At 34.4% G+C, this 20499-nt stretch carries 15 protein-coding genes; 6 read left to right on the top strand and 9 right to left on the bottom strand.

The window, feature by feature from the left end; genetic code table 11:
- The first annotated feature begins 27 nt into the window (after positions 1-27).
- Both secA2 and AC3EA5_RS10555 read left to right on the top strand, forming a co-directional pair.
- Positions 28-2388: an accessory Sec system translocase SecA2 gene (gene secA2, locus AC3EA5_RS10550; protein ID WP_488608301.1), complete on the top strand. Its 2361-nt coding sequence runs from the start codon at positions 28-30 to the stop codon at positions 2386-2388.
- 2 nt (positions 2389-2390) lie between these two features.
- A complete protein-coding gene (locus AC3EA5_RS10555; RefSeq protein ID WP_488608302.1) occupies positions 2391-3278 on the top strand; it encodes an accessory Sec system S-layer assembly protein in 888 nt (295 codons plus the stop codon).
- Positions 3279-3327: 49 nt separating this feature from the next.
- Here the strand turns inward: AC3EA5_RS10555 and AC3EA5_RS10560 are convergent, their stop codons facing one another.
- The 4 genes from AC3EA5_RS10560 to AC3EA5_RS10575 all read right to left on the bottom strand — a co-directional run bounded on the left by AC3EA5_RS10560 (position 3328) and on the right by AC3EA5_RS10575 (position 9258).
- On the bottom strand, positions 3328-5838 hold the full coding sequence (locus tag AC3EA5_RS10560; protein ID WP_488608303.1) for a phosphodiester glycosidase family protein: 2511 nt from the start codon (positions 5836-5838) through the stop codon (positions 3328-3330).
- A gap of 250 nt (positions 5839-6088) precedes the next feature.
- On the bottom strand, positions 6089-6709 hold the full coding sequence (locus AC3EA5_RS10565) for an S-layer homology domain-containing protein (RefSeq protein WP_488608304.1): 621 nt from the start codon (positions 6707-6709) through the stop codon (positions 6089-6091).
- Between the two features lie 107 nt (positions 6710-6816).
- Positions 6817-7863: a hypothetical protein gene (locus AC3EA5_RS10570; RefSeq protein WP_488608305.1), complete on the bottom strand. Its 1047-nt coding sequence runs from the start codon at positions 7861-7863 to the stop codon at positions 6817-6819.
- Between the two features lie 12 nt (positions 7864-7875).
- Positions 7876-9258, bottom strand: coding sequence for an MBOAT family O-acyltransferase (locus AC3EA5_RS10575; protein WP_488608306.1), 1383 nt, complete (start codon positions 9256-9258; stop codon positions 7876-7878).
- Positions 9259-9484: 226 nt separating this feature from the next.
- Between AC3EA5_RS10575 and AC3EA5_RS10580 the strand changes: the two genes are divergently transcribed.
- Genes AC3EA5_RS10580 through AC3EA5_RS10595 form a run of 4 tightly spaced genes read left to right on the top strand, consistent with a single transcriptional unit; the run spans position 9485 to position 12806 of the window.
- Positions 9485-10420 (top strand): glycosyltransferase family 2 protein, encoded by a 936-nt coding sequence (locus tag AC3EA5_RS10580; protein WP_488608307.1) that lies wholly within the window; start codon positions 9485-9487, stop codon positions 10418-10420.
- Entirely contained in the window at positions 10420-12144 is a 1725-nt protein-coding gene (locus tag AC3EA5_RS10585) for a DUF6020 family protein (RefSeq protein ID WP_488608308.1), read from the top strand. Before AC3EA5_RS10580 ends, AC3EA5_RS10585 begins: the two co-directional genes overlap by 1 nt.
- On the top strand, positions 12137-12472 hold the full coding sequence (locus tag AC3EA5_RS10590; protein WP_488608309.1) for an EamA/RhaT family transporter: 336 nt from the start codon (positions 12137-12139) through the stop codon (positions 12470-12472). The genes AC3EA5_RS10585 and AC3EA5_RS10590 overlap by 8 nt, the downstream gene beginning before the upstream one ends.
- Before the next feature lie 31 nt (positions 12473-12503).
- The gene (locus AC3EA5_RS10595; RefSeq protein WP_488608310.1) at positions 12504-12806 is read left to right on the top strand and encodes an EamA family transporter; all 303 of its coding nucleotides are present in this window, start codon (positions 12504-12506) and stop codon (positions 12804-12806) included.
- 116 nt (positions 12807-12922) lie between these two features.
- On the opposite strand, the gene AC3EA5_RS10600 is transcribed toward AC3EA5_RS10595, so the two are convergent.
- The 5 genes from AC3EA5_RS10600 to AC3EA5_RS10620 form a co-directional block, all read right to left on the bottom strand.
- Positions 12923-13420, bottom strand: a complete 498-nt coding sequence (locus tag AC3EA5_RS10600) for a C40 family peptidase (protein ID WP_488608311.1) — start codon at positions 13418-13420, stop codon at positions 12923-12925.
- 449 nt (positions 13421-13869) lie between these two features.
- Entirely contained in the window at positions 13870-15081 is a 1212-nt protein-coding gene (locus AC3EA5_RS10605) for an S-layer homology domain-containing protein (protein WP_488608312.1), read from the bottom strand.
- A 14-nt stretch (positions 15082-15095) separates the two neighbouring features.
- Positions 15096-16892: a M14 family zinc carboxypeptidase gene (locus AC3EA5_RS10610; RefSeq protein WP_488608313.1), complete on the bottom strand. Its 1797-nt coding sequence runs from the start codon at positions 16890-16892 to the stop codon at positions 15096-15098.
- 531 nt (positions 16893-17423) lie between these two features.
- Positions 17424-19271, bottom strand: coding sequence for a putative bifunctional diguanylate cyclase/phosphodiesterase (locus AC3EA5_RS10615; protein WP_488608314.1), 1848 nt, complete (start codon positions 19269-19271; stop codon positions 17424-17426).
- Between the two features lie 514 nt (positions 19272-19785).
- The gene (locus tag AC3EA5_RS10620; RefSeq protein ID WP_488608315.1) at positions 19786-20301 is read right to left on the bottom strand and encodes a divergent PAP2 family protein; all 516 of its coding nucleotides are present in this window, start codon (positions 20299-20301) and stop codon (positions 19786-19788) included.
- Positions 20302-20499: the final 198 nt, after the last annotated feature.

Raw genomic sequence — 20499 nt, forward strand, 5'->3', positions numbered from 1 at the left:
GTCTAGAATTTAAAGGGGCGTAAACCTATGTATTCAATTTTCAAACGGTCAAACGAAACATCCGATCGACAATTAAAAAAATACCGTAAAACGGTAGATCATATAAATAAATTAGAGAAAGTCTATACTTCTAAAACGGACAATGAACTGCGACAGATGACTGAACAGTTCAAACAGAGAATTTCTAACGGCGAAAAAATCGAATCAATTATTCCTGAAGCGTTTGCTGTAGTAAGAGAAGCTTCTAAACGCGTATTGCATATGCGCCATTTTGATGTGCAATTAATCGGAGGGTTAGTCTTAACTGAAGGTAACATAGCTGAAATGCCAACTGGTGAAGGAAAAACACTAGTTGCTTCCCTACCTTCATATGTACGAGCTCTTGAAGGTAAAGGTGTTCATGTTATCACAGTTAATGAATATCTTGCTAAACGTGACTTTGAACAAATTGGTCAGATTCACAGATTTTTAGGTTTAACAGTAGGCTTAAATTTGCCATTAATGCAACCAGATGAAAAACAAGATGCCTATCAATCAGATATAACCTATGGTGTAGGTACCGAGTTTGGGTTTGATTATCTACGAGATAATATGGTTGGTGATATGACGCAAAAAGTTCAACGTCCATATCATTTCGCTATTATTGATGAAGTCGATAGTGTATTAATCGACGAAGCTAAAACTCCTCTAATTGTTGCAGGGAAAATGCAAGCTAATTCTGATTTGCATATGATTTCAGCGAGATTGGCAAAACGTTTTATCGTAGACCGCGATTATGATTTTGATGATGAAACGAAAGCCACTTCACTTACAGACGTGGGTATTGAAAAAGTAGAAGCCGCTTTCGGCGTTGAGAACTTATATGAGCTTGAACATCAATCACTTTATCATTATGTGATTCAAGGAGTCCGAGCTCATGTTATGTTTGACCGTGACGTGGATTACATAGTGAAGGATGACAAAATTCATTTAGTCGATATGTTTACAGGTCGAATTATGGAAGGACGTACTCTTTCAGATGGTTTACACCAAGCGATCGAAGCTAAAGAAGGCGTTACAATTACTGAAGAAAATAAAGCCCAGGCTCAAATTACGATTCAAAACTATTTCCGTATGTACCCATTACTATGCGGAATGACTGGAACAGCTAAAACACAAGAACAAGAATTTAGAGAAGTTTATGGAATGGAAGTCCTTCAAGTTCCTACGAATCGTCCAAAAATTAGATTTGACCATGATGATATTGTATTTGAAACAATTGACCAAAAATATAAAGCAGTTGCTCTTGAAGTAAAATCATGTCATACAAATGGACAACCTGTTTTAATTGGTACTACTTCAATATTACAATCTGAAAAAGTTGCTAAGTATTTAGACGAACTTGGACTATCTTATCAGCTACTAAATGCAAAAAGTGTGGAACAAGAAATTCAATTGATTTCTCAAGCTGGTCAATTAAACCAAATAACGGTTGCTACGAACATGGCGGGGCGTGGAACGGACATTGAACTGGGTCATGGGGTAGATGAAGTTGGCGGGTTATTTGTCTTAGGTACAGAAAAACATGAAAGCCGTCGAATTGACAATCAATTACGTGGACGTTCTGGTCGACAAGGAGATCCAGGTGAAAGTCAATTTTTCATTTCATTAGAAGACGATATGTTTAGACGATTTGCGAAAGATGATCTTGAGAAATTTAAAATTAAACTTAAAACCGATTCTCTTGGGCAAGTACAGAATAAAGAAGTCCATGAACTGACTGACCGTACTCAACGAATTGTAGAAGGTGCACATTTCTCCATGAGAGAATATAACTTAAAACTTGATGACGTAATTAATGATCAAAGAAAAGTCATTTATTCATTAAGAAATCGTGTTCTTCTAAAAGAAGATTTATTGACTCAACTAAAAGTGATGTTAGCTGAGACTATGGATTATGTTGTGGGTGAAAGTTGCCCTGAAGATGCACTTCAAGAAGAATGGGATTTTGAGAGAATTGAACAATCAATTAATCAGTTTTCTGCAGAAAAACTAGTGTTAAGCCGATCACTAAATAAGACAAAAGATATTCATAAGGTGTTAGCTAAGCCTATATCAGAGCTAGAAAACTTCATCGGCTCATTCTCAGAAAACGAACAAGTAATGGCAACTATCCCTAGGGTAATGCTTTCATACATTGATGCTACATGGGTAAAACATTTAGAATCAATGACGAGACTAAAAGAAGGAATTGGACTTCGTTCATATCAACAAGAAGATCCAATGCGTATTTATCAACGCGAGGGATTAGAACTTTTCGCAATGCATTATCAAGAACTAAGACGATCTATCGCTACTGAAATACTAAGCTTTATGCGAATCATTGAATCTCAAAAGGAGGAACAATAATCATGGGACTCTTTTCATTTTTTAAGACGAATAAAACTGGAACAGATACTACAATTGATTCCAATGAACTTTTCGAAAATGAATCATCAATAACATCTGAAGAAATTCATACTACCCTCTCTATTCATCCTGAATGGGATGTTCCTAAGGAACAACAATATGTATTCCAATTTTTATCAAATGAACTACAACCTTTAAAGGTGAACCAAATTTCTCTTTCAGGTATAGATATCGATCGAAATGAAAATACAAGTGAATGGTTAGTTAAGGCTTTCTTTAGATCATCACTTGAACAGCCCGTCACAATGGGTAGAGCGGAATTACTCATTTTATCTAATGATGATAAAGTCATTGCTGCAAAAGAATTTGATCTTTCCGAACTTGGTGAAATTCCAGCAAAAACTGCACGACCTTGGGTTTTTATTTTTGAAACAAATACACAGCGAGTTGAAGAAATTCCTGCTGAAGGTTGGAAAATCGCCTTTAATGTACAGTCATTAATCCCCCACCAACTCGAATTAGAGAGTACTTGGGAACAAGCATTATCAGAAGATCAAAAGCTAGCTTTAACAAAAATAGTGCAATCTTTACCTAAATTAAAAGAACGCGAAGTGAATTTTAGTGGATTTCAAGCGAAACCACAAGAAGATGGAAGTTTAGCCATTTCACTATTTATTCGAAATGGACATTCTCAACATATTAATTTAGAACAACTTCCTTTAGAAGTATTAGACGCTAATAAAGAATTGGTTGCACGTGGATCTTTTAAATTAGATTCCCTTCAAGTTAAAGCCAATACGTCTAAGCCATGGACATTCATTTTCCCAAAGGAAATGATCCAATTGGAAAATCCGGATTTTAGTAATTGGACAGTAAAAGTTTCGCAATAATATAAAAGGGCATTCTCATTACAAAATGAGGATGCCCTTTTCCCTTATCTTATTGAACTTTAAATTCGGTTATACTATCTTTCTTCATTTTAATTCCTTTAGCATTTGGTACAAAATGTGTCACTACTAGTCGATAGTTTTTTCCACTTTCATAACCTGTAGAAGGTGCTGTAACAATTAGTTTTGTATCGTCACTTCCCTTTCCAACGGTAACATCTTGACGATTCCCATAAATATCCTCGACATAAACATTTTTAGATGTGAAAGTGTTCGTATTCATTGTTTGATTAAATGTAACTGTAAACTGCTTATTGTTGGGTACCAAACGTGCAGAACTAGATGGCAAAAATGCTTTTTCATTTGTATTGCCACTATGATAAACCGCTTGTAATTGATCAAACCATATGGCACCTCTATTTTTTTGAGTTGAGGTCAATTCTGCTAAATAAATCTTGTTCATTTTGATTGGTGCAACTGTAGTTGATGGAATGTTTGCTTCAACATATTTCCACCCTGTCCAGTTAAGTCTATCTTCTTCGGTGAAATCTACTGTAAATTCTTTACCTGTTGCATCGGTTAAGCTTCCACGTAACCAATGATTCGCTCCATCCCCATAAACCCAAACACCAATTCGTTTTGGTTGTGCAGGAATGCTGAAACTTGAATTCCACGTCATATAAGCAGCTGAAGTGCCTTCTTTGTATGCTGTAAAATCGTATGATAGCTTCACAGATGCTGATTTATCTTTTGGTTGCAAGATTTTTTCAGTAGATAAAGATGCTGTCCCACGAATTGATTCTGCTGTTAAACCTGAAGTAGATTCAAATGAACCTAACGCTAGAGGAGCAGTTGAAATTACTACTGGTATAGTTACTTTTGTAGTTCCATATGTACCCACTATGGTTCCACTTGTTTGTGCACTTCCAGAAGTAAAGGTTGTCCCATTTAGAGATCCAATTGATCCTGTTGTAGTCCAATTCACAGCTGCCGGATTAAAAATCACTTGCTGATTATTGCTAATACCTTTTACTTTAACAGTTGTCGTTTCATTTGGTCCCATACGTATTTCTGAAGGAGCTGCTACTAATTGACTAATAGTATCAGTTACAGTTAATGGGAAAGTAATAGTTGTTGGACCATATTTAGCTTTGACACTTCCCGTTCCAGCTTTTAAACCTACAACTTTATTATTCTCAATTTTACCAATTCCATTTGATACAGATTCAAGAATTAATTTAGATTGATCAACCGCCAACACATTATAATATTGGTCCAATACTGAGTTGACTTTATAACCAACTGATGCACCTACTGCCAAAATCCCGTTCTCACTCTGACTAGCATTGATATGTGTTGGGTCTCCATAAGGTGCTGTGCTAATTGCTTCTAAAATGGCAGAAACAGAGCGTTCAGTTCCATCTGATGGACGATTGGCTAAAGTAGGGTATACATTCCCATACTTTCTGGTCACCATTGCTGTGGAACCCCCACCGTCTAAATTGAGTGCATTGTAAACTCCAATAGATACTAAGTAATTAGCAAACTCCACCAAAGTTAATCCTTGGCTATAACCCGATTGACGACCGTCAACTGTCACAAAATATGCATAATTTCCAGTAGCATCAGTTGCCACCGCTGTTCGCGATGTTCTTTCACGAGCACGAGGACTATTCAAATCAATCGTTAAACTAGACTTTCCGTTTTGTACTAATAATGGGCCAGATGCGAGCATGAATTTTGAATTTTTCCATGCTTGGTCTACATCAATTGTTAGGGAAACATCGTCCCCAATTTTCATGTTTCGCACTTTGTCTACTTCAGCAGTTCCAACGGCGGATATCACAAATCCATTTTTAGGAATCTCTGCAGAAGTTGAATCTCCATAGTTTCTAATGGCCGTAACTTTTCCAGTTAGTTTTTCTCCCAATTTGCTTTGTTGATCTACTGACTTTGGTGTTGTAACTACCACTTCTAATCCCGTAGCGTTCGTTCTTGTATGGCTGTAAGCATAACTAGATGTAAATAAAATGCTTTCATTAGCAGCACGTTCTCTATTTAATCCTGTTAATAAAGAGGTTGTACCGTTATGTTCTACAGCAAATGACAAATTATATTTTCCGATTTTAGCTTTATTATCTGCTGTTAAACCAAAAGCTGCCGGTGTATACATAAAATCATTATAATTTGTAGAAACAGATCCTAAATGTTTAATTTCATCGTTTTGTGTAATTAAATAACTAGGATTTCTTGTTCCAAAATCAAAAAACGAGGCATTTATAGCACCTACAACATGATGATTAGCTTGTGTATGTATTTTGGATAAAGAACTCACCGTTCTTAATGTAGAAATAGGTGAAGATATTCCTGCATTAATTGTCGTAAAAGGTTTTTCCAAGTTGATTGAAATCTTATTGATTTTTTGAGGATATCCACTTATCGTTTTTGAATCTGTGGAATGATAAACGCCTTGAGATAAATTAGCGGCAGAAGCAGAGGAAATCGAGTGGCTAAAAAGAAATAGAATCAATAAAAAAGTAATCATTTGTTTCATAAATTTCATGTATGTTCTCCTTAGAAGTTATTTACTTTACAAGTATAACGTAGCAACTGCTAGTCTACTAGAGAATTTTGGAAAAATCCAAATAAATAGGAAAAAGAATCCATAAGAGAAAATTCTCCATGGACTCTTTTTCCTGCATCAACCAGTTGTTTTAGTCTATATATCAAATAAACAGGATTCTTACTACTCTTTAATTCTATCATACGGAGTAGTAGATACAAGATATAAAATCTTCAAATTTGCGAAAAAATTAATCTACCGAAATTACTTCTGGCGGTAGTTCAACTGATAGGTTATCTGCACGAAACACAAAGAGTGAAAACTCTCCGCGAGTGACAGGAGAAGTTGCACCAAAATTCGTTGACGTTTTCCCAAAAGCTACTTCATTTTCAACAAGTGCCGCAACAAATGGAATGAACCGATCACTAACATCAGTAAAAGGTACAGATTGACTAGTAGACTTTAATTCATAAGCTGAAGCAATTACTTTCGCCATCTCAGATCTTGTCATCGAGTCGTTTGCTCCATATTTTCCAGGTGATTTACCACTAACCACATTTACACTAGCTAGTGCATTTACAGCCCATTGACGTTCTTTTGAAACATCAGTAAATCCGGCATTAGGATATGTTCCCTCTTCAGAAAACCCCATAACTCTTGCTACCATAACTGCAGCATCAATTCGTTTAATTGGAGATTCTGTACCGAACTTAGTATCAGTAAACCCTTGAGCATATTGATTCACTATTAAATGATTTACAGACTCACTATATCGATCACCTACATCTGAAAAGGCCGCAGAGACAGGAGAATTAATTGATGATATGACAGTAACGATCACTAATAAAGCCACGATAACTATTTTTTTCATATATTGCTCCTTTCACTTTCATATAAAAACCATAACAAAATATTCCTTTTAATGATATGAACCTATCTCTTTATTTCTTAGGCGGATTATAAGTCAGACGTCCCGTATTATTGAATTTCTTTGACTTGTGATTTTATAAACTCAATATGTTCATCAATATTTTCATCGGTTACGTAAACACCAAAGTCTTGAGGAATAGATGTTTCATTAGTAGAGCTAATTCTATTTGCAATAAGGTCTCCAACTTCTGGATAAAAATGGTGTCCATCATAATAATTCATAATATTATTTGTAATCGTATTTGGATACATAAAGTTCCATACACCACCAAATACTTCCACTAAATCTCTTAACCATATCTCATATTCATCTAGTAAATCGGTTTCAACTAATGCTTTAAATAACTCAGTCGAAATTGGTGTCGTATAAACTATTTTTTCACTTGCTGGTGATGTAAGTTCTATTTTTTGCATGATCTCTTTATACCTTGAGTAATAGTTATAATTTGTCCCATAAAACTCTTGCTTAAATCGAATGATTTTTTGTGCAGTACCTTTTTGGATCTCTTGTTCTGTTAACTTTTTAGCAAAGGCAGTGTTATGTCGATTATAAAGTCGATCCTCGCTAATCTTGTCATTTGAGGACAGTTGAATATTTTCAATTGAATAGTCAAGTAAATCTAGTGATAATAGATTTTTCGCTCGATAAAAGCTTGTGTCTACTTTTGACTCATAATTATTAATTGATTGAGCAATTCCCGCTTCTTTTTCACTAGACTTAAAGAAATCAACTCCAAGTATGTAACGTTCAACAGATATATCGTTTGTTTTCTCTGCATACATCATCATACTTTGATATTCTCTCATAGATAAATTAGCAACTGAATAATTGTATACATTCCAATCGCCAAACGATTTTGGAGAAATATACGTACTTCGGCTACTTCCTATTAAAATTGTATCGAATTCCTCATCTTGATATTTTAACTCTGCCGTTTTTTGTTCTCTCTCATTAATGACTATTTGAACATCATTTAATTCATGTGCGTGTGCATAATGCCACATAGGGTCGATTAAAAAATTAGTTCCAACAACTCCAGTGGTCAAAATCGCAAATACAATTAAAATAATCCAAGTAAATTTTTTATCGCTCACAATTTGACCTCCCTAGAAGTTGAAATATAGAAACTCACTAACTTGTTGAAGTTGCATTACACTGTAAAACAGTAACAAAGCAATAAATACAGCCATTCCAGCAGAACGTTTGTGTTGGTCAACAATTTCCATTGAGTTTTTAGCAAACCAAGCTAAACATAAACCGAACAAAATGAGCAACAATGTTTTCAGCATACTCATCGTGGTAGGAATGTTGAAGTCAATCATAAACATCTTTTGGAACATGATAAATGCTTCATCGATACTTACTGCTCTGAAGAATACCCATGCGAAATGAACAAACATAAACGTGATAAACCAAGCTAACCATTTGTTCATTCTATAACCAGCAACTTTCCAAAAACGACAGATAATGCTAGCTATGCCATGCAATGTTCCCCAAACGATAAAAGTCCAGCCCGCTCCATGCCAAATACCGCTTACTAAGAAGATGATAAAAATGTTTACATATGTGCGAACTTTCCCTTTTCTATTACCTCCAAGAGGAATATATAAGTAGGTTGTTAGGAAACTAGATAAGGTAATATGCCATCTTCTCCAAAAGTCTTGTATATCTAAAGCTTTATATGGGGAATCAAAGTTAATTGGCATCACAATATTAAAGAGTAAAGCTAGACCAACAGCCATATCTGAATACCCACTGAAATCATAATAGAGTTGCAGTGTATAGGATAAAGTTGTTACCCAACTATCAATAAACGATAGGGTTTCTACAGATGCGTATCCTTCATTTGCCCACTTAGCAAAGGTATCGGCAATTGCGACCTTTTTAAATAATCCAATAGCAAAAATCATGAGTCCCTTTGAGAAGTTGGAATAATTAACGTAATACGATTCTTTTTCGTTAAACTGCGGTGCTAATTGCTTATGATGAACAATTGGACCTGCAATTAAATGAGGAAAGAATGTTACGAATAAACCATAATTCAAAAAATTGTACTCTTTTGTTTCCATTCGATATGAGTCTACCAAATACGCAATTTGAGTAAACGTGTAAAAACTAATTGCTAATGGAAGCAAAATTTGTTGCAAAGGTAAATTTGTTTCAAAAAATCCATTTACATTCTGAATAAAGAAATCGAAATATTTATAATAAGAAAGTAATCCGACATTGAAAATAATACCTATGATTAATGCTGCTTTTCGCATTTTAGCTTTGTTGCTTTTACTTAAAAAAGAACCTATTAAGTAATTAATGACCATTGATATAAGTACTAGTGGTAAATACGATGGGTTCCAATAAGCGTAGAAAAAGAGTGACGCCAATAGGAGCCATGCCTTAGCAATGGGAATGTTAAATCTGCCAATGCCATAGAAAAGAAGCAATACAATTGGTAAAAAAACAAATATAAATTCAAAGGAATTAAAGATCAAATTAAGTCCGCTCCTAATATAGTAAATTAATACAACATCCATAATTTTAACACGGTGACAGCAACAGGTATATAATTTTTAAGGTAATAAGCGGAAACACTCAAATTGTCATAACTCTATCTTTCTTAAAGCAGATATATGTATTCGTTCACGCGCTATCAAAAGCATGGTATCATAGATAGGATGCAGACATTTAATTAATTGAAATGAAAGAGGAGATTTATACATGCAAGTAGCTATATTAATACCTTGTTTTAACGAAGAACAAACAATTGGAAAAGTTATCACGGATTTTAAAAGAGAGCTTCCGCAGGCACAAATATATGTATATGATAATAATTCAAAAGATCGGACATCTGAAGTTGCGCGTGAACATGGGGCAATCGTTCGATTCGAACCAAGGCAAGGAAAAGGAAACGTTGTGCGAAGTATGTTTCGTGAAATTAATGCGGACGTATATGTAATGGTAGATGGTGATGACACATATCCTGCAGAATACGTGCATGAAGTAATGAAACCAATAATTGAAGGCACAGCGAATTTGGTTATTGGAGATCGTTTAACTAACGGAACATATTATCAAGAAAACAAACGACAATTTCACGGATTTGGTAATCAATTAGTTAAAAACTTAATCAACAAACTATACAAGAGTAATATTACAGATATCATGACGGGTTATCGTGCTTTTGATAAATTATTTGTAAAATCTATGCCAATTACAAGTCCTGGTTTTGAAATAGAAACTGAAATGAGCATTCATGCTTTAGATAAAAAGTTTTTAATCAAGGAAGTGGCTATTGATTATAGAGATCGTCCTGAAGGCAGCGAATCAAAACTAAATACGATTTCAGATGGAATTAAAGTTTTACGTATGATTTTTACTTTATTTAAAGATTATAAACCTATGCTTTTCTTTTCCGTATGGTCCGTTTTATTTTTACTACTAGGGTTAATCGTGGGTTCACCGGTATTGTATGAGTATTTCCAAACTTCCTTTATTACAAAAGTTCCATCAGCTATTTTAGCTGTCGGGTTTGTATTATCTTCTATGCTTTCTTTTGCTTGTGGCATGATTTTAGATACGGTAGCTGGAACTCATCGCAAGCAATATGAAATTGAGTTGAATCGCATCAGTGATCGTATATCTGGAGGTCAATGATGATTAAGAATAGCCTCATTGGATTACTTTCCCTTTTCCTAACTTGTACATCTGTATTTTTCTTTTATCCTATTAAAAGTGTTTCATTCGTACTTTTATTGATCATTTCAATCGGTCTATTTTTTATAATAAAATATGCCATGTCATTTTGGGTATTATTTAGAAGCTTTACAAAAGCGAAAAAAATTAGTTTAATCATTTTCTTCATTTTATTCCCTTTATTTGTTTTAGTCAGTACTAAGGGAGAACAAGCATTTTTACTAGATAATAATATGCTAATTAAAATAGTTGTTTTTATTGGCTATTATGTAACCATAACTTTCATAATGATTGCCACTATTAATTTGATACTTAATGTAAATTTAACTTCTGGAGAAAAGAAAGTTCCATTTTGGATGGTCTTTGTTTATGCAATTCCATTTATCGTTGTGTCTTTCTTTTTCTTACTTGCATTCTACCCTGCAGGAATGACACCTGATTCATTAGCACAGTGGGAACAGGCAAAAACAAAGGAATTCACTAATTGGCACCCTGTATTATTTACTTGGGTAATCATGGGTCTGACTGCCATTTGGGATAGTCCAGCAATTATCGCATTATTTCAAATTGGATTATTAGCTATCGCATTTGGTTTACTCGGCTATACTTTAGAAAGATTTTTATTTCCCAAGAAATATATTTGGATCGGATTGGGACTATTAGCTATAAGTCCCGTCAATGCGATTTATTCCATTACCATATGGAAAGACGTTGTATACAGTGCATTTATGCTTTTATTTTCGATACTAATTTTCATTTTAGTGAAAACAGCTGGTCGTGAAACGAAAAAAATTTCATTCTTACTTCTCTTCACTCTAGTAAGTTTAGGTCTTGTATTCTTTAGACACAATGGATTCCCAGTGTTTATTGTCACAATGATTGTTACGATAGTGATGTATAGATCTTATTGGAAGAAATTAATCCCAATATCTTTATTTATTATCATTACACACCAGTTAATCACAGGACCACTGTATACTAAACTCGAAGTTTATCCTTCTGATCCACAAGAAGCTTTAAGTATCCCTACTCAACAAATTGCATCGATTGTGACGGGTGATGGCCAATTATCGTATTCACAACAACATTATGTTAACCGTCTTATGCCTCTTGAATTGTGGGATGAAAAATACAACCCATATAGCGTAGACAGTATTAAATTTTCATGGGGGGATTACGATCGCTTTGTCATTTATGATAATCCAAAGCAATATGCATCCATGTGGTCTAATATGGTCAAGACAAACCCTGAGTTAGCAGCCAAAGGTTTGTTTAAACAAACATCTTTAGTTTGGCAAATGAATGAACCACTAGACGGCTATACGAGTAAATATGTGACGAATATCTATTTAAATAATGAATTCGGATTGAAAAACCGAGTCATTGAACCTTCAATTACTAGTCTTGCAAGAAGCTATTTAAAAGCTACAGATAAAGTGGAAGAATTACTTTGGAGACCCGCTGTTTATACTTCTTTAGCGATTCTATTCATCTATATCGCCTATTTAAGAAACAATTGGCGAGCCTGGTTATTAATCTTCCCTATCGCTTTAAATACTGGCTCTGTTTTCATTGCGATACCCGCACAAGATTTTAGATATTTATATTCGAACTCACTGTTTATGTATGCTGCATTTGTCTTCAGTTTTATGACGTATCAGAAAATGAGGATTAGCAATGAGTGATTCTAGTAAACCTTTGTTAGGTGTTATTTTGATTATTAGTGCCGCGTTAAGTACTTCTCTTGGTCAACTCTTTTGGAAGCTTTCTGACGGCATTTGGGATTATCGGTTGTGGATTGGATTCGTTTTATATGGTTTAGGTGCCGTATTTATGACGGTAGCATTTAGATTCGGTAAATTGTCTATGCTTCACCCATTAATGAGTATAGGTTACATTTTCGCTATTCTCTTTGGAGCCATATTTTTAGATGAAATCATCTCGATTAATATCATCGCTGGGACTAGTTTAATATTAATCGGTGTCATATTAATCGGAGGTGATAATCATTAATCTGCCCATATTAATATTGATATTGATTGTTATGACCTGGTTCGGTGCATTTGGTGGCTTTTTATTAAAGAAGGCGTCTTCATACAATTTTAAAGTAGAAAAAAATAAGATGCTTGTGTGGTTAATGATTGGTGTGTGTTTCTATGGTTCAGCGGCTATTTTAAATATAGTAGCACTACATTATTTACCTTATACAATAGTCTTTCCTCTCACTGCAGTCACTTATATTTGGACAATGGTTCTTTCCTATTTTTTGTTAAAGGAACATATTTCTAAACGAAAGTTAACCGGTGTTAGTTTAATCGTAATCGGAGCAATAATACTTGTTTTATAAGTAACAGCCAGCGAAATTACTGGCTGTTTTTGCTTATTTAATGACGAATGATAAAACAAAAAAACACTTCACAGTCGAAAATCACTGCAAAGTGTTTGGGAGTCATAAGTTTAATATTATTTTGAAGATGCTACTTGAGTCACGTTGGTAACACGTTTTGCACCAATATATTTTGCACCCCAGTAATATGGGTCATTTAGTTTAGAAATTGAAACACCTTTGCTTGAAGAAGAATGAGCGAATTTACCATTACCAATGTAAATTCCTGCATGTGATACGCCTTTTCCAGATGTATTAAAGAATACTAAATCGCCAGCTTTTAAATTTTTCTTAGCAACTGAAGTTCCTGTCGAATACATAGCAGCAGATGTTCTTGGAAGAGAAACACCAGATTTTTTGTAAACGTAACCGATGAAACCTGAACAATCAAATCCCTTAGCTGATGTCCCACCATATACGTATTTAGTTCCCATAACACTTTTAGCTGTATTAACAAGTTGACTCGAATTTACTGAACTTGCTGCATCTGCTTGATTTGCTAATGGTCCTACGACTAATAATAGTGCGATTGTAATCAATGAAATGAATTTAGCTACGTTTGACTGCAATTTCATGAATATTTATCCTCCGGTTGCCCTTGGCTACAATTTTCTGAAAACTTAACTAAAATCATCTTATCACGAGTTAAACCTCCCTTAGGTTACAATTGTGTAACAATTCCTTTACAAAATGATATATTTCGACTTGATTGATGGAAAAAGTGTGATTTGAACATGTTTTATCAGTAATCTTGGCTTATTCGAGGATTCAAAGGGTTCATTCAAGGATTGGACTGCCTATTCAAGGATTCGACAGGTACATTCTAGTATTCGCAAGCCCTATTCTCCATCTCGTAGCCCTCATTCTAAAATTCATGATTTTCAAACAATTTGTACCAAAAGAAAACATAGTAATCTCGGAAGATTACTATGTTTTCTTTTGCTATTATTGCTCTGTGGTTTTAGTGATACTTCTAAAAACTCCTGTATATAATATGCCAATATATGAAACAACACCAAGAAAATTATCTTTGATGTAATGCTCCATTATTTAGATCGAATGAATAGGTCGTGTTGCCATTAACTAAGAACAACTCACCATCACTGTATGAATCCTTTCCAATGTGTTTAATTGAATTCACTTCTTGTTGCCAGTATATTGACAATGCATATGTTAGATAGTCCTTAGCTTCATCTAAAGTTAGATTTAATGGAGACTCTTCAAAGGCAACCTTATTCAATGATTTTATTTTCCATTTATCACCTACACGAATTAATTCTATTGTTCCGCGATAGCCATTGGAAAAATAACTTTCAGGGGCAACTGCATTAACAATTATTGAATCATTTGTTGATTGGATAACTGTAAAACCTAACCCGTAATCGAAATCCCTTATCTTAATGTCTACATCACAAGCAGCGCAAGGCAAACTTGAATAATTGTTTAAAGCCCATGAATAAAAAGGATCTACTGCAACTTCTTTAAAGTCATCGGAAACATTTGAAGCTTGTAATTTCGGGAAGTTTTTTACTAGACCTTGACTAGTAATAACCCTTGCCTTACGAAGAGCTTCATTCACCGCATTAAGAACTTCTAATTCATTATATTGAGATCCAGGTACTTTTTTATAAGCACGATCCATAAAAGCTGCCATTTCTTGGCGTGAAATTTCACGATTTGATGCATATTGTGTTGCTGTTACTCCAGAAGTAATTCCGTTTGAATAGAGAGCATGAACATAGGGTTTAAATGTTTTACTTACATCGGTATATGGAATAGACGATTCTGCATTAATTTGATAATCAAATGCGGATGCAATGACTTTAGACATCTCCGCACGAGTCAATAGCTGATTGGGCTTAAATGATCCATCCAGAAACCCATCTAATACGCCTTTAGCGGACATTGTTTGAATCGCATCATAGGCTACATGATTGTTTAAAACATCTGGAAAATTAGTCCCTTCTTCATACGTGTATCCTAACAAGTGATATAACATATATGCAGCATCCGCACGTGTAACTGATTTCAAAGGCTCAATTGCTACTCCGTCCGTATGCTCAGTACCTTCCATAACTTCTTTTAAATAAAGACTATAGACTGACTCATAAAACCTGTTGTGTAATGCTAAGTCAGTAAAAACTGTCGTTCGTGAACTTGCAGCAGATACCGATGAAAGTGAAAACATCGATATAAATAAACTTGCTGTGACTAGACCAAAAAGAATTTTCTTCATTGATTTTCCTCCTACTATCTTTTACTTGCATCCTGTGCGACAAATAAACCAACCTTATGATTTTGTTTCCATATTCTATCCCAATGAGATATTGGAACAGGTTTATTACCTACGTAAGGAGAAATTTCAATTGTCAAACCAGGCATTTTAGTTTTTTCAATAAACCAATCTGCTGAAGAGCCTGAACCTCTTAAATACATAGGAGCTACAACACTATATCCCGTTAAACTTGTAATTTTTCGAGCTAGTGTTAAATCACGAGTAGCTTGGGCACCTTTTTGCCACTGGAACCAGTAAATTATTTGACCAGAAGAATGGTAGGAAATATACGATTTAAACGAATGTTTTAGAACGAAATCTCGCAAAGCGACCGATTCTGGTTCACTAAAAGCACGGGGACCTTTATAACCAGAGAAATTAGGTTTCGTAACACTTGACTTCACACTCTTCCAACCTGCATCGAAATTATCGTTTAAATCCACTCCTCTAACATTAGCTTTCCATCTAGCAAAATTAGTACCGCCATTAATTTTAGTAGCGAGTGCTCCATTTTTTACACTTTTTGCACCAGACTGGACTAACGTAACCCCATCTGGATTCATCATTGGAACAAACCAAATGGCAACTTGATCTAAAACTTTTCTTGGGTGATATCCTGCATAACTTGAATTCCGTATATAGTGGAGACTATATGTATCTATCATTTCGAGCAATACATTGGTAGACATATGTTCCCTTGCATGTAATGAACCATCGAAGAGAACTTCTTTCTTTCCTTTGCCTACTCTTAAAGCATAAATTGGCCGACCTTCAACGGACTTCCCTATTTGGTCTAATTTTGTGAACTCTGGATACATCAAAGAAATGACTTGAACAGTAAAACTCATTTCAGCATGTGAAATATTTTTTTTGGAATTTAACAAATTGGTATGATTAAGCTTAGAAAATTCGACCTTTGCTTCTCTTCCAAGGAACTCAATCACTGCATATTTACCCGATATAGCTCGGACCTGTAGTGAAGTACCTTTTATTAGAGTCCCAATTACAGAGCCTTGTAAATCATACACATGTACCGCTCTTTCAGTAAGTAATGTTATAGGGTATTTTGCTTTAGGAGCATGCTTTGTAGCTGGATTATCAACTAACGGAAAAGTATTTTGTATTGGTACATAAACATTTTTTGAATCGATTTGCATGATATGATAAGTCGCGGATTCACTAATCCTCGCCCATACCGTATCTTTCGTGAGAGTACCTTTTTGAATTAACTTTCCGTTACTCATTTCATAATAAGGAATATGTGAAGTTAAAACTTTAAAATTTGATTGTGGATTTTCAAATAAAGCAATACCTTGTGCAATAGGCAAATATGCTAAATTACCGGCTAGATTAACCACAAAAAATTCATTTTCAATTGCAATTACATCCATATGTATTTCTTTGCTTGTTGATAATAAAGGTGCACTTTTAGTTGATGGTTCTGAATAAAAAGTAGCTGGAACACTAGTTTTAATAATTCCGATTGATAAATCATTTTGTACAGGTGCTGAATCATTATGAGGAATCACCAATTCTCGTTTAATGAAAAATTCTTTTCCACCGATTCGAATCATTACTTGATCTTGATTTGTATTATCAAAATAAGTAATACCATCGGTGTGAGATGTTATAGTACCTGCCGATTGTCCTCGTTCATCAAAAATTGTTGCAGAATTCACATTTAATAATCCACGCAATTCCCCATCGTCTGCAGATACTAAATTAGGGATAAATAAAAATGAAAAAACCAATAAGACAACAAGATTCTTCATTTATGCGGCCACTCCTCTAACTATTTTCTTTAATTATACTTGTAAATATTGGATTGAAGATATAAAGCAATATACCCTATTTGACAGAATATTCATTGCCATCGGCTTACAAATGATCATTGAAATAAGACTTTCGCCTAGATGTTGTTTCTTGTGTAATAGAGGTAAATAAATTATCAAGCATTCATTTACGACTCTATAAAAATAAATATTTTGGACATAGAATTCAAAGATTCGACATGTCAATTCAAACATTCACTGTACACATTCTAGATTTCGACCAGCCTATGGATTCAATCCTCTCATTCTAAAATTTGCTTTTAACACACAATTTGACACGTTTTAAATGGTGTCAGTTGATGCAACAAAAGACTCGGTTACAGTGTGTTTATAGTTAACAATAGTATTTGCTTTCTCAAATTGGCTTAAGTGTGAAAGGATTTACACATACTGTTGGAGGGATGATTTTTTACGCTTACAATTAACAATTGGAAAGTCTACATTTATTAGTCAAGAAAAAACCCAGCAATATTATTTGCTGGATTCATTCATAAAAGATAAGTTATTTAAGTATTGTTCTTCAAACTCACTAGCTTTTATAGGCTGACTAAAATAATAGCCTTGAGCAATCGTACAACCTAAACTGCTAAGTAATTTAATCTGCTCTTCCGTTTCTGTGCCTTCCGCTACGATATTTAAGTTAAATGTCTGTCCGATTGTAATAATCGTTTTTAATAACGCAATATCTTTTTCATTTCCATGCAGGTCATTCATGAACGATTGATCAATTTTTAGTGTATCAATTGGCAAAGTCTTTAATAAATTTAATGACGAATAGCCTGTTCCAAAATCATCAATTGAAATGCAAACACCAATTTCTTTCATATCTCGTAAAATAGGAATGACTAATTCTGCATTTTCCATTACACTTTCCGTGACTTCAATTTCTAATTGAGCTGGGTTTATCTCATAACATTGAAGTGAATCATGAAGATAATCAACGAAAGTTGTGTCCCTTAGTTGTCGTTGGGACACATTGATAGATGTGTTGATATTCGGATAACCAGCCAAACTCCACTTTCTCATCTGCTCTAATACATCATTCACAACCCATTTGGTTATATCCAGAATGATGGCAGTATCCTCAGCAATTGGAATAAATTCCAAAGGAGAAATTAACCCTAGAGTCGGGTGATCCCAGCGAATTAAAGCTTCCATACCCCATAATTCATTAGTTAGCAAATTCATTTTAGGTTGATAAACCATATATAATTCGTTATTCTTAACTGCTTTTCTAAGCTCAGAATCAATAAAACTTCTTCTTTCGAGTTGAGATTTCAATTGTTCTGTAAAGATTTTATACGTGTTCTTGCCATCTAATTTTGCATAATACATAGCAGTGTCTGCCAAACCAATGAGTTCAAATACATCATTTGTGTGATCAGGTGTATTACTTATTCCGACACTAGCGGTCAAAAAGATTTCGTTTCCTTCTATATAATATGGTTCTCTTAAGTATTCCACAATATCATAAGCTATTAACTTCACTTGATCCAAATCAGAGTCACAAACCAAAGCTATAAATTCATCGCCACCTAAGTGGTAAGTGGAAATATTTTTTTTATTGAAGAAACGAAGACGACTTGCAACATCTCTTAATAAATAGTCTCCTATTTCATGTCCCAATGTGTCATTCACAATTTTAAACCGATCCAAGTCGATAAATAGGATACAAGTTGATTCCTCTTCATTTTTACGTTTTTCTAAATCCATCATCAGTTTTCTTCTGTTGGCCAACCCAGTTACTTCATTAAGTTCTACTTTTTGTTTCAAACGTTTTTCTTCTGCTTTTTGTTTCGTAATATCATGAATAACAACAATTGTTTTTTGATGATTTTTCATTAAAGAGAGTGAAACAGATTGATGAAAAGTAGAGCCGTTTTTTCTTAATCCAATGCCTTCTCCTCTAGCAAAGCCATTTTCATATAAAGGTTTAACCATTTCTTCTTTTATTGTTGGGAGAAATTCTTGAGGATATAATTCTTGCCAATGAATTTCGAACAATTCTTCCTTTGTGTAGCCATGAAGCTTAGCAAATGACTCATTTACGAACTCATATATACCCGCTGAATTTGTAATCCCAATGGCATCAATAGAAGCATCAAGAGCAATTGAATAATCCATTAGTACACTTCTAGTTGAATTTAACTCAATTTTGGAATGAAGATACTTGTCAACTTGTAAACCGATTAACCATCCAAGCCAGATATTAATTGGAAAAATGATGGTCCTAGCCCATGAAAATTCATTTTGAATGAGTCCAATAAAATTCCCTATCAAAACAACTGCAGCGATACCAATTTGCCATTTCCTGTTCATCCAACCACCACACTCTCATTTTTATAGGTAGAATTTTCACACAATTTATACATACTATCATGTTAGCAAATGGAAATTGTGTAGTCTATGTACCTAATGAATTATTTTTCGTCATAATAGTATAAATTACCCTAATATTTTTAGGTAGATAATCACTTCATGAGGGTGAAAAGTGTGACATTCTAGGATTCGAGGTATGTATTCAAGGATTCAACTGGGCTATTCAAGGATTCACCACCTACATTCTCCATTTCATGCCCTCTATTCTAAAATTCACGTTTTACACACAATTTACCACTGAAAAAAGGAGTAACTGCATGAGCAGTTACTCCTTAGTTTCTTGTCGGATAACATTCTAGGATTCGGGATATGTATTCAAGGATTCAATTGGGCTATTCAAGGATTCAACACATACATTCTCCATTTCATGTCCTCTATTCTAAAATTCACATTTTACACACAATTCACCACTTCAAAAAAGGAGTAACTGCATGCGCAGTTACTCCTAAAATTCCTATTCCCAATTAACACGGTGGCGATTTAATTGTCTTCTTTCCTTACGACCATCATTTTCAAACTTAGCTGCTAACAGTCCCATTACAACTCCAAGCGCAGCACCACCTAATACTTCAATGGGTTGGTGACCTAATAGCTCTTTCAATTCCTTTTCGCGCTGAACATATTCAAAACTTGGAAATTCTCCCGAGAACTTCGATATATTATCCTCTAGATCATTCACAAGTTGAGCAATCTCACCTGTATGTCGACGAATTCCTTGTGCATCATACATTACAATAACGCCAAATACTGTTGCAAGTGCTGTTTCCGTATGACGTGTACCTTTATTCGCAGCCACATACGAAGCTAACGCTGACACTCCAGCCGAATGGGAACTTGGCATTCCACCTGTAGTGAAAGCTTGACGCCAGTCCCACACACCAGCCACCTTTTTATGTGTTAATATTTTTAGTCCTTGAGCTAATGCAATTGCTGATAATGCTGTGACCATACCACGATTCATACTTCTCATATTAAAACCTCCAATAATAAAATACAATTTATTGTCTATCTCTTTTGAATACCCATTAAAGAAGAAAAATATGCACAGAATTCAAATGAATAGTTACACCAATTAACCCATTAAAATTATTTATACAAAATATGACATTCTGCTCTATTCATAAAGTAGATTTTTCTAATACACTTATTCTAATGGGAGGATGATGAA

The sequence above is a fragment of the Paenisporosarcina sp. genome (genome assembly GCF_057785155.1).

Excerpts from the sequence above, each read along its gene's own strand:
- AC3EA5_RS10610 (WP_488608313.1), bottom strand. The coding sequence starts at position 16,892 with ATGAAGAATCTTGTTGTCTTATTGGTTTTTTCATTTTTATTTATCCCT.
- AC3EA5_RS10585 (WP_488608308.1), top strand. The coding sequence starts at position 10,420 with ATGATTAAGAATAGCCTCATTGGATTACTTTCCCTTTTCCTAACTTGT.
- AC3EA5_RS10560 (WP_488608303.1), bottom strand. The coding sequence starts at position 5,838 with ATGAAATTTATGAAACAAATGATTACTTTTTTATTGATTCTATTTCTT.
- AC3EA5_RS10615 (WP_488608314.1), bottom strand. The coding sequence starts at position 19,271 with ATGAACAGGAAATGGCAAATTGGTATCGCTGCAGTTGTTTTGATAGGG.
- AC3EA5_RS10555 (WP_488608302.1), top strand. The coding sequence starts at position 2,391 with ATGGGACTCTTTTCATTTTTTAAGACGAATAAAACTGGAACAGATACT.
- AC3EA5_RS10565 (WP_488608304.1), bottom strand. The coding sequence starts at position 6,709 with ATGAAAAAAATAGTTATCGTGGCTTTATTAGTGATCGTTACTGTCATA.
- AC3EA5_RS10580 (WP_488608307.1), top strand. The coding sequence starts at position 9,485 with ATGCAAGTAGCTATATTAATACCTTGTTTTAACGAAGAACAAACAATT.
- AC3EA5_RS10605 (WP_488608312.1), bottom strand. The coding sequence starts at position 15,081 with ATGAAGAAAATTCTTTTTGGTCTAGTCACAGCAAGTTTATTTATATCG.
- AC3EA5_RS10590 (WP_488608309.1), top strand. The coding sequence starts at position 12,137 with ATGAGTGATTCTAGTAAACCTTTGTTAGGTGTTATTTTGATTATTAGT.
- secA2 (WP_488608301.1), top strand. The coding sequence starts at position 28 with ATGTATTCAATTTTCAAACGGTCAAACGAAACATCCGATCGACAATTA.
- AC3EA5_RS10600 (WP_488608311.1), bottom strand. The coding sequence starts at position 13,420 with ATGAAATTGCAGTCAAACGTAGCTAAATTCATTTCATTGATTACAATC.
- AC3EA5_RS10595 (WP_488608310.1), top strand. The coding sequence starts at position 12,504 with ATGACCTGGTTCGGTGCATTTGGTGGCTTTTTATTAAAGAAGGCGTCT.
- AC3EA5_RS10620 (WP_488608315.1), bottom strand. The coding sequence starts at position 20,301 with ATGAGAAGTATGAATCGTGGTATGGTCACAGCATTATCAGCAATTGCA.